Here is a 9,485-nt window from a genome sequence, read left to right as displayed (position 1 = left end):
CCCCCGCCTGGTTGTCCAGATTCTCACTGGTCAACCAATCAGGCGAAATAGTGGTTTACCAGTTGAAAGCAGGGTATCGAACGCCGCTGCGGCTTGCCGGGCGGGAGGTTTCGTCGATTCATGGGAGCGCCGGGCCGGCGCGCGGCCAAACTGGTGTACCATTTTCGCCGTCCGCGTTTCGCGAGCACCGAGAGCACATTGCATGGCCGAAGTCTTTTCCACGCCGGCGGGCGGCGCCACCGACGCCGATCGCTCCTATGTCGGGCTGGCCCGGCAGATCTACGACCTCGTCGCCTCGGGCGACGTGGCGCCCGGCGCGCGTCTGCCGTCCGAGCGCACGCTGGCCGAACGCTTCGCCGTGAGCCGCACGCAGGTGCGCGAGGCGATCATCGCGCTCGAAGTGCGCGGCGTGGTGGAGGTGCGGGTCGGCTCGGGCATCTACGTGGCCGAGGCACGCGAGGGGCGGCCCGTTGCGTCCGTCTCGTTCGAATTGCCGCGCGGGCCGGGGCCGATCGAAACCCTGCGCGCGCGGGCGCTGATCGAGGCGGAGATCGCCGCGCTGGCCGCCACCGAGCGCAAGGACGCCGATCTCGACCGCCTGTTCGCGGCGCTGCGCGCGATGCGCGAGAACATGGACGACAAGGCCGCCAACGAGGCCGCCGACCGCGATTTCCACCTCGGCATTGCGCAAGCCACCGGCAACGCGGTGCTGCGGCACATGGTGGCCGCGATGTGGGACGGCTCGCGCGCCGATCCGCTCTGGAAGAAGATCGAGGAACATTTCCACGACACCGCGCTGCGCGAAGCCTCGCAGGGCGATCACCAGCGCATCTTCTCGGCGATCATGGCCCGCGACGCGCAAGGCGCGCGCGAGGCGATGCAGGCGCACCTGACGCGCGTGATCGGCGAATTCACGCAGGCCTGGCGGTAAGGCAAGCCCGCAGGCGAGCAGGTCGTTTGTTCGGCCACGCCTGTCGATCCTGTAAAAAACGCTTGGGCCGCGCCCCGCTCGCCATGCTGGCGAAACCCGCCGGAAACCCCCGCCCCGCCTTGCTCTCCCGTTAGCCGCCCGATTCGGGCACGCGTCCTGCGCTCCCGACGGTTGGTTCGGCGCAGGCTCACGCCCGCGCCTCCGATGCGAACCCGCCAGAAGGAGGACAGCGACATGACGATTACCAAGACGATCAAGGGCATTGTCGGCATGGACCCGACCGATCACGCGGACCCGGACATGAAAGCCGTGCTCGACACGCTGCAATCGATGAACCCGAAGCCGATCGAATCGTGCACGCCGAGCGAGGCGCGCCGCCAGCCGACCCCGGCCGATGCCGTGAAGAAGCTGATCGCGCAGGCCGGCGCGGCCGCGGCCCGGCCGCCCGGCCTGGTGGATGTCACCTCGCACGACATCGAGATCGACGGCGCGATCGGGCCGCTGCCGGCGCGCGTCTACAAGCCGGCGATCGACGGGCCGCTGCCGGTGATCCTGTACTTCCACGGCGGCGGCTGGGTGCTCGCCGATCTCGACACCTACGACGCCGCGCCGCGCGCGCTGGCCGCCAAGAGCCACGCGATCGTGATCTCGGCGCATTACCGGCTGGCCCCCGAGCACAAGTTCCCGGCCGCGCACGAAGACGCCATCGCGGCGTGGCGCTGGACCGTGGCCAACGCGGCCGCGCTCGGCGGCGACCCGTCGCGCATCGCCGTGATGGGTGAAAGCGCGGGCGCGAACCTCGCGATCAACGTGTCGATCCACGCGCGCGACCACGGGTTGCAACGCCCGATTCACCAGACGCTGGTGTACCCGGTGGCGAGCAGCAACGTGATGTCGCTGTCGTACGAGGAGAATCGCAACGCGCGGCCGCTGAACAAGCCGATGATGCTGTGGTTCGTCGAGCAGGTGACGCACGACAAGAGCGAACTGAAGGACCCGCGCATCGACGTGCTCGGCTCGGCGGACCTGAAGGACCTGCCGCAGACGGCCGTGGTGATCGCCGGCATCGATCCGCTGCGCTCGGACGCCGAGAACCTCGCGAACCGGCTCGCGCGCAGCGGCGTGGACGTGGTCAGCGAGCATTTTCCGGGCGCGACGCACGAATTCTTCGGAATGGCCGACGTAGTGCAGGCCGCGCGCGACGCGCAGAAGTTCGTCGCGCTGGTGCAGCGCAAGGCATTCGGGGAAGAGGTGGTGTAGCGGGTGCGGGCGGGGCCGACGCGGGCCACGGTGGCCGGCGGCCCGGCCCGGCGCGATGGCCCGCGACGCGTGGCGGTTACTGCGCGGCGGCCTCGCCGCCCTGGCCGCCGTCGTTGCCCTGGCCTTCTCCGTGGCCTTCGTAGTCGTCGTCCTCGGCCGGATGCGCGTCGAGCCACGCCACGATCTGCTGCGAGGCCTGCAGCGGCGTGACCGTCTCGCCGGTGGCAAGGACATCGAATTTTTCGGGGTCCATGCCGTTTTCGTTGTCGAGATGCGCGATCGAGATGGTCCAGCGCCAGTCGACCTGCTCGGCGATCGGCGACGACACCGCCTCGATGCTGCACCGGCAACCGTCGATCTCGGCGACGAACCCCGTATGGGTCGGATCAAAACTCGCGAACACGGCAGCTCCTTCGATGACAGGCTCCGCAGGCGCGGAGAAGCGGCGAGTATCGCACGAGGTGCGCCGGACGGAACCCGGTGCAAACGCGGGGAAACAACGATGCGCCACGGCGCGCCGCCCGCTCGCGCTTCGGCGAAAAACCCGCTTGCCGGCTTACAATCACGGCCGCCCGGACAACCAACCGCCGTTCCGACATGACGCAGTGGAAGTACGCCAACCTCGACGCCATCCGTGGCCTTGCCGCGATCCTGATCGTGTTCCGCCACGCGCCGCTGCTGTTCCAGTCGCCGCGCTTCCAGCAGAGCTACCTGGCCGTGGACCTGTTCTTCGCGATCAGCGGCTTCGTGGTGGCCAACGCCTATGAAGCGCGGCTGCGCTCGGGCGCACTCGGCTTCGTCGCGTTCCTCAAGGTGCGCCTGATCCGCCTCTATCCGCTCTATCTGATCGGCATCGTGCTGGGCCTCGCCAGCCATTTCGTGGCGCTCGGGCATGCGCACGCGCACGGCCAGCCGCATGCGTCGCTGCTCGCCACCACGGCGCTGGTGGTGCTGTCGCTGCTGATGCTGCCGGCGCGCGCCGAGCCGCTCTACCTGGTCAACAATCCGGCCTGGTCGCTGCTCTACGAGATCGTCGCGAACCTCGGTTTCGCGGCCATCGTGCGGCGGCGCGTGGTGCCGATCCTGATCGCGGTGATGGTGCCGTCGGCCACCGTGATCGCGCTCTACGCGATCCGTCATCACGGCATCGACGAAGGCTGGGATCTCGCCAAGTGGTATCTCGCGCTGGCGCGCGTCGGCTTCTCGTTCTCGGCTGGCGTGCTGCTGTTCCGGCTGCGGCGCGCGGTGCGCCCGCGCAGCGCGCTGCTGTCGCTGCTCGCGGTCGTCGCCACGCTCGCGATGCTGTGCGTGAAGATACCGCCGCGTTGGGCAGGCCTCGCCGTGATCGTCGAGGTGATGGTGCTGATCCCGCTGATCGTCCAACTCGCCACCGCCTGCGAACCGCCGGCGTGGCTCGCCGCGCCGTTCGAGCAACTGGGGCGCGTTTCCTACGGGATCTACATCGTCCACGCGCCGTTGCTGCTGCTCGCCTACCGGCTGATGGAGGAGCACAAGCACGTGTACGGCAAGGGCGCGCTCGCCGCGTTCATCGTGGCGCTGCTGCTGCTCGTGGCGGTGCTCGACCGCTACGTGGACGCGCCGATGCGCGCCTGGCTCACGCGTCGCACGCGGCGCGACCTCGCCGTGCCGGTGCACTCGCGCGTCTAGCGGATCGGCCGCCGCGCATGGGCCCGCGGCCGGCTGGTTCGGCCGCACACTCCGGCGCGACGCGCAGCGCAACTGTGCATGGCGAAGCGCGCCTGCCTTGCCCTACACTGCCGTCTCCATGCCAACGCGAGCGAGCCGCCATGCTGAACATTCTCGGGAAACAGCCGTCGATCAACGTCCGCAAGGTGCTGTGGGCCTGCGCGGAACTGAACCTGGCCTACGAGCGCGAGGATTGGGGCTCGGGCTTTCGCGCGACCGACGTACCCGAATACCTGTCGCTGAATCCGAACGCGCTGGTGCCGGTGCTGCGCGACGGCGAGTTCGTGCTCTGGGAATCGAACGCGATCCTGCGCTACCTGGCGAACCGCGAAGGCAGCACGGCGCTGTATCCGCAGGACTCGCGGCAACGCGCGCTGGTCGATCAATGGCTGGACTGGCAGGCCACCACGCTGAACCCGGCCTGGGTGTATGCGTTCCAGGGCCTGGTGCGCCAATCGCCGGCGCATCAGGACCCGAAGGGCATCGCGCAGTCGATCGCGAACTGGACGCGCCAGATGCATATTCTCGACGCGCGCCTCGCGCAAACCGGCGCGTTCGTGGCGGGCGCCGGGCATTCGCTGGCCGATATCGCGATCGGCCTGTCGGTGCATCGCTGGCTCGGCACGCCGTTCGAGCACCCGCCGCTGCCGGCCGTCGAGGCGTATTACCACGAGCGGCTGTCGGTGCGGCCGGGGTTCGCCGAGGCATGCAGCGCGGCGATACCTTGAGCCCGCCTCCGCCCCGCGCGCCGCACTCGCCAGGGCCGAAACTCGCCGTCAGGCGCGGCCTCCACCGGCATGTCGATCGAGCAGCCGGGGTGGATCTTCAACGTCGCCCGCATGCCCACGCGGTCGACAAGCCGGCCGCCAACGATCCGGAAGATCGCGCAAGGTAGCCGAACCCCGAGAACGCCAGGCCCCGCCCGTGGTATTCGCGGGCTCGCACGGGGCATCGCCCCGGCTTGCTTAGGGTAAACTCGCGAGGTTTTCGCCGAAACGACTTGTTTCGGGATGCTGACCTATTTCTCCGCACCCATGTAGCTTTCGAGAGCCTTTCCTTCCGTTGCCCAACGGCTTGCCCCGCGATACCGCGCGCGGGCGCATCGCGTCGTTTCGACCGATGCGCGCGCCGCGTTCGACCTCGCCCGGCAAGGCTCTCGATGACGCAGCCTGCCTGCGTCACGCCCACGAAAAACCAGGCGGGCCTTCGCCCGCGCAGCGATTCCCATGCATATCCAGACACCCCGGGAGCAGTGGCTCTCGAACCTTCCCGCCAACGTGCTGGCCGGCATCACCTCGTCCTTCGCGCTCGTTCCCGAGTGCATCGCCTTCGCGCTCGTCGCGCAACTGAACCCGCTGATGGGGCTGTACGGCGCGTTCATCATCTGCGCGCTGACCGCGATTCTCGGCGGCCGGCCCGGCATGATCTCCGGCGCGGCCGGCTCGATGGCGGTGGTCATCGTCGCGCTGGTGGTGCAGCACGGCGTGCAGTACCTGCTGGTGACGGTCGTGCTCGGCGGCGTGTTCATGATGCTGTTCGGCCTGCTGCGGCTCGGCAAGCTGATCCGGATGGTGCCGCATCCGGTCATGATCGGCTTCGTCAACGGGCTGGCCATCATCATCGCGTCCGCGCAGTTCGAGCATTTCAAGACCGTCACGCCGCAGGGCACGACCTGGCTGCACGGCACGCCGCTGCTCGTCATGTGCGCGCTGGTGGCCCTGACGATGCTGATCGTCTATCTGCTGCCGCGCGTGACCAAGGCGGTCCCGCCGGCGCTGGTCGCGATCGTCGGGATCGGCATCGTCAGCCAGGGCCTGCATCTGCCCACGCGCACGCTCGGCGACATGGCGCATATCGCGGGCGTGTTCCCGAGCTTCCACCTGCCGTCCGTGCCCTGGAGCCTCGACACGCTGCGCATCGTGTTCCCGTATGCGCTGCTGATGTCGATCGTGGGCCTGCTGGAAACGCTGCTGACCTTCAACCTCACCGACGAGATCACCGAAACGCTCGGCCGGCCGAACCGTGAATGCCTGGCGCTCGGCATCGCGAACGTGGTGTCGGGGCTGTTCGGCGGGATGGGCGGCTGCGCGATGATCGGCCAGACCATGATCAACCTGAGTTCGGGCGGCCGCAGCCGTGTTTCGGGCGCGACGAGCGGCATCATGATCCTGCTCTTCATCCTGTTCCTGTCGCCGCTGATCGAGCGCATTCCGCTGGCCGCGCTGGTGGGCGTGATGTTCGTGGTCGCCCAGCAGACCTTCGCCTGGGGATCGCTGCGCCTGCTCGGCAAGGTGCCGCGCAACGACGCGCTCGTGATCGTGCTGGTCACCGTCATTACCGTGTTCACCGACCTGGCCATCGCCGTGATGTCGGGCATCGTGATCGCCGCGCTGAACTTCGCCTGGCAGCACGCCCGCGAAATCCGCGCGGAGATCGCGCGCGACAGCGGCACCGCGACCTATGCCGTGCACGGCACGCTGTTCTTCGCGTCCACCGGCAATTTTCAGGACCTCTTCAAGCCGCTGAATGACCCCGAGGCCGTGATCGTGGATTGCCGGCACCTGCATGTGGCCGACCATTCGGCGATCGCCGCGTTCGAATCGCTGGAGGAGCGCTATCGCAAGGCCGGCAAGCAGTTGCGATTCATGAACCTGTCGCCGCGCGGGCAGCATCTGCTCGCGCGCGCCGGGGTGCGGTTCTCGTTTGGTTGATGCGCGGCTGATTTCGTCGATTCTCGTGCTGACCGGCGTCGATGCCGCACTCCGCGCTTCGCTGAACCCGCGTCAAGCGGTATGAGCCGGCCCGAACGGCATCGCTTGCCGAACCCGTGGCGCCGATTGGCGAAGCGCGCTGGCGGGCCACGTCCGCTGTTCAGCTTTCCCGGCGCGCCGCCGTAAACCAGTGGCCATTCGACAACATCCCCGCCCGACCGAGTACGCCATGCCCGAGCTTCGACTATGGAAGGACACCGCCACCGCGACCCGTGCCCGCTTCCATCTGGCGGCGGTGTGCGCGGTGGTGCTGCTGTCGATTCTCGTCGCGCCGCACCCGCTGTGCTTCCCGCTCGACGACGCCTACATCACGATCCACAACGCCGATGTGCTGCTGTCCGGCGTCGATCCCAATTACGGCACCTCGCCACTGACCGGCGCGACCAGCCCAATCCACCTGCTGCTGGTCGCGTTCGCCAAGCTGTTCCTGCCCTCGCCCACCGCGGTCTTCGTGGTCGGCTTGGCCGGCATCGGCCTGTACGTCACGGCGCTCGCGCGCATCGCGTTTCAGCTCGGCGGGTCGGTGCTGACGGCCGCGCTGTTCGTCATGTTCGGCACGCTGATCGGCGCTGCCCCGTATCAGTTGCTGAACGGCCTGGAAACCGGGCTCGCGATGGCCGCCTCGGCGTGGGCGATCTCGCTCGCGCTGGAACCGGCGCGCTCCGTGTGGTTACCGCTGCTGTGCGGCCTCATGCCGTTCCTGCGCCCGGAATTGGCCGCGCTGTCGGGCGTGTTGATGCTGCGCCAACTCGGCCTGCGCGCACGCGCCGGCGACTATGCGATGGCCGTGCGCGACGGCCTGCTCGCGGTGGCCGTCGCGCTGCCGTTCCTGGCCTGGACGTGGTGTTCTCTCGGTTCCCTGGCGCCGGCTACCGCCAAGGCCAAGGAACTGTTCTTCGCCGACCGGAACTCGCCGTGGGCCATGAAAGCGCAATTCATGCTGGTGGCGTTCGTCGGCTGCGGATTGATGCCGCTCGCGATCGTGGCGATGCTCGCGCGGCGTTCCCGGCTGTGGGTACCGCTCGCCCTATTCGCCGGTTCGTTCCTGCTGGCCATGTGGCTCACGCTGCCGGGCGGCGCCGAGCACAACAATGGCCGCTATCTGTTCATCCTGTTGCCGGCCTTCCTCTATCTGACGCTAGACGTCCTGAAATCGGCGCGGTGGAGCGGCATCGGCTGCATCGTGCTGGCCGGGTGGACCACGCTGTACTTGCCGATCGTCATGAGCCGATACGATGCGGATACGCAACAAGCCGCCAACGAATTCGTTTCGCTCGCGCATTGGCTCGATACCCATCTGCCGCGCGACGCCACCCTGTTGATTCACGATGCCGGCTATCTGTCCTATGCCACGACGTTCAAGCTCGTCGACATGGTCGGCCTGAAAACACCGGGCAGCATCGCCTATCACCGCGCTTGCACCGCACCCAGCAACGGCCGCGACCGCAGGCTGGCCATCTCGGCCATCGCCCTGACGTCCGGCGCCCGCTACGCCGTGATCAAGCAGGATTCGCCACCGTTCTGGGCCACCCTCGGCACCGACCTCGCCGCCACCGGCTGGGGCCTGCGCGAGTTGCGCGCACCGTCGATGCCGGGCGGCTATGCCGTCTACGCGCTGACGCCGCCCGCCGACACGCGCCTGCCCTGCCGCCCCTGAAATCCCGCCAATCCGCATGTAGGTTTTACAAGCCCGCCTCGCGCGCTACCCGCTCTCCCGGCCCCGCCGCCGATCCGTCCCCATCGCGCGCCGCGCGCTCCGCCGCGCCTTGCCATCCCCCGCGCAGCCCCGCCACCAAGGGCTCCGCGCCGTTCCGCCCGGCGTCATCGCCCCTCATCCTCATGGCATTTCCCGCCATTTGGCACGAATGCTGCTCTACAAAGACACAAACCCGGCCGAGCATGCCCGGTTCGGACCGGCGGCCCCCCCGATCGCCGCCATGCGATCGGCAGCGGATTGCCGACAACTTCGACACGCCAACAAAGAGGAATTGCGATGACCCACAACACGCATATGACCGATGTGAAGACCCTGCGCGATCGCGCCCGCAAGCACGTCGACGATGGCGCCGTCACCGCCGGCTATCACGCCGACCGCGACACGGTGTTGAAGCTGCTCAACGAGTCGCTGGCGACGGAAATCGTCTGCATGCTGCGCTATCGCCGCCATCACTTCATGGCCAAGGGCATTCACTCGTCGGGCATCGCCGAGGAATTCCTCGTGCACTCGAACGAGGAGCAGAGCCACGCCGACATGCTGGCGGCCCGTATCGTGCAGCTCGGCGGCAGCCCGGATCTGGCGCCGGACGGCCTGACCAAGCGCAGCCATGCCGAATACGTGGAAGGCACGACGCTGGTCGACATGATCAAGGAAGACCTGGTGGCGGAGCGCATCGCGATCGACAGTTATCGCGAGGCGATCCAATACCTCGGCGATCGCGATCCGACCACGCGCCGCCTGTTCGAAGAAATTCTCGCGGTCGAGGAAGAGCACGCCGATGAAATGTCGGACCTGCTCGCCGGGCTGCCCGAGGAACTGAAGAAGAAGAACGTGAACTGAGTGAGCGTCGCGTTCGCACCGTGTTCAACCCCGTGACGGCGGGCATCCATCCGTCTGCAAGCATTCAACGCTGGAGGTGAAGCATGAACAAGGATCACATCAAGGGTACGGTCGAGCAGGTCAAGGGCAAGGTCAACGAAGCCGTTGGCAAGGCCACCGGCAACACCAAGCAGGAAGTCAAGGGCGACTTGCAGCAAGCCGCCGGCGAGGCACGCAAGGGCCTCGGCGATGCGAAGGACGCGGTGCGCGGCAAGCCGGA

Annotated in this window: 9 protein-coding genes; 8 read left to right on the top strand and 1 reads right to left on the bottom strand. The window is 67.9% G+C overall.

The genetic code is table 11. The features are described from left to right. Positions 1–202: 202 nt before the first annotated feature. Complete coding sequence (locus tag ACYP33_RS15195) at positions 203–931, top strand: FadR/GntR family transcriptional regulator (RefSeq protein ID WP_414441185.1); 729 nt, start codon at positions 203–205, stop codon at positions 929–931. Positions 932–1,165: 234 nt separating this feature from the next. After that, positions 1,166–2,191: an alpha/beta hydrolase gene (locus tag ACYP33_RS15190; protein WP_459622679.1), complete on the top strand. Its 1,026-nt coding sequence runs from the start codon at positions 1,166–1,168 to the stop codon at positions 2,189–2,191. Between the two features lie 76 nt (positions 2,192–2,267). Here ACYP33_RS15190 and ACYP33_RS15185 read toward each other — a convergent pair whose 3' ends face one another. Next, positions 2,268–2,594 (bottom strand): hypothetical protein, encoded by a 327-nt coding sequence (locus tag ACYP33_RS15185; protein WP_459622678.1) that lies wholly within the window; start codon positions 2,592–2,594, stop codon positions 2,268–2,270. Between the two features lie 194 nt (positions 2,595–2,788). Here ACYP33_RS15185 and ACYP33_RS15180 point away from each other — a divergent pair, with 194 nt between their 5' ends. The 6 genes from ACYP33_RS15180 to ACYP33_RS15155 form a co-directional block, all read left to right on the top strand. Then, positions 2,789–3,859 (top strand): acyltransferase family protein, encoded by a 1,071-nt coding sequence (locus ACYP33_RS15180; protein WP_459622677.1) that lies wholly within the window; start codon positions 2,789–2,791, stop codon positions 3,857–3,859. Positions 3,860–3,999: 140 nt separating this feature from the next. Further along, entirely contained in the window at positions 4,000–4,626 is a 627-nt protein-coding gene (locus ACYP33_RS15175) for a glutathione S-transferase family protein (RefSeq protein WP_459622676.1), read from the top strand. A 498-nt stretch (positions 4,627–5,124) separates the two neighbouring features. Continuing rightward, on the top strand, positions 5,125–6,609 hold the full coding sequence (locus ACYP33_RS15170) for a SulP family inorganic anion transporter (protein WP_459622675.1): 1,485 nt from the start codon (positions 5,125–5,127) through the stop codon (positions 6,607–6,609). A gap of 229 nt (positions 6,610–6,838) precedes the next feature. After that, entirely contained in the window at positions 6,839–8,326 is a 1,488-nt protein-coding gene (locus tag ACYP33_RS15165) for a hypothetical protein (protein WP_459622674.1), read from the top strand. Between the two features lie 336 nt (positions 8,327–8,662). Next, positions 8,663–9,226 carry a ferritin-like domain-containing protein gene (locus ACYP33_RS15160; protein WP_414441179.1) on the top strand — a complete coding sequence of 188 codons (564 nt, stop codon included), beginning with the start codon at positions 8,663–8,665 and terminating at the stop codon, positions 9,224–9,226. 83 nt (positions 9,227–9,309) lie between these two features. Next, positions 9,310–9,485: CsbD family protein (locus ACYP33_RS15155; protein WP_459622682.1), on the top strand; the 176-nt coding region annotated here is incomplete at its 3' end.

It is taken from the genome of Burkholderia sp. 3C (genome assembly GCF_054589155.1).
This window is presented reverse-complemented; position numbering and strand designations above follow the sequence as displayed.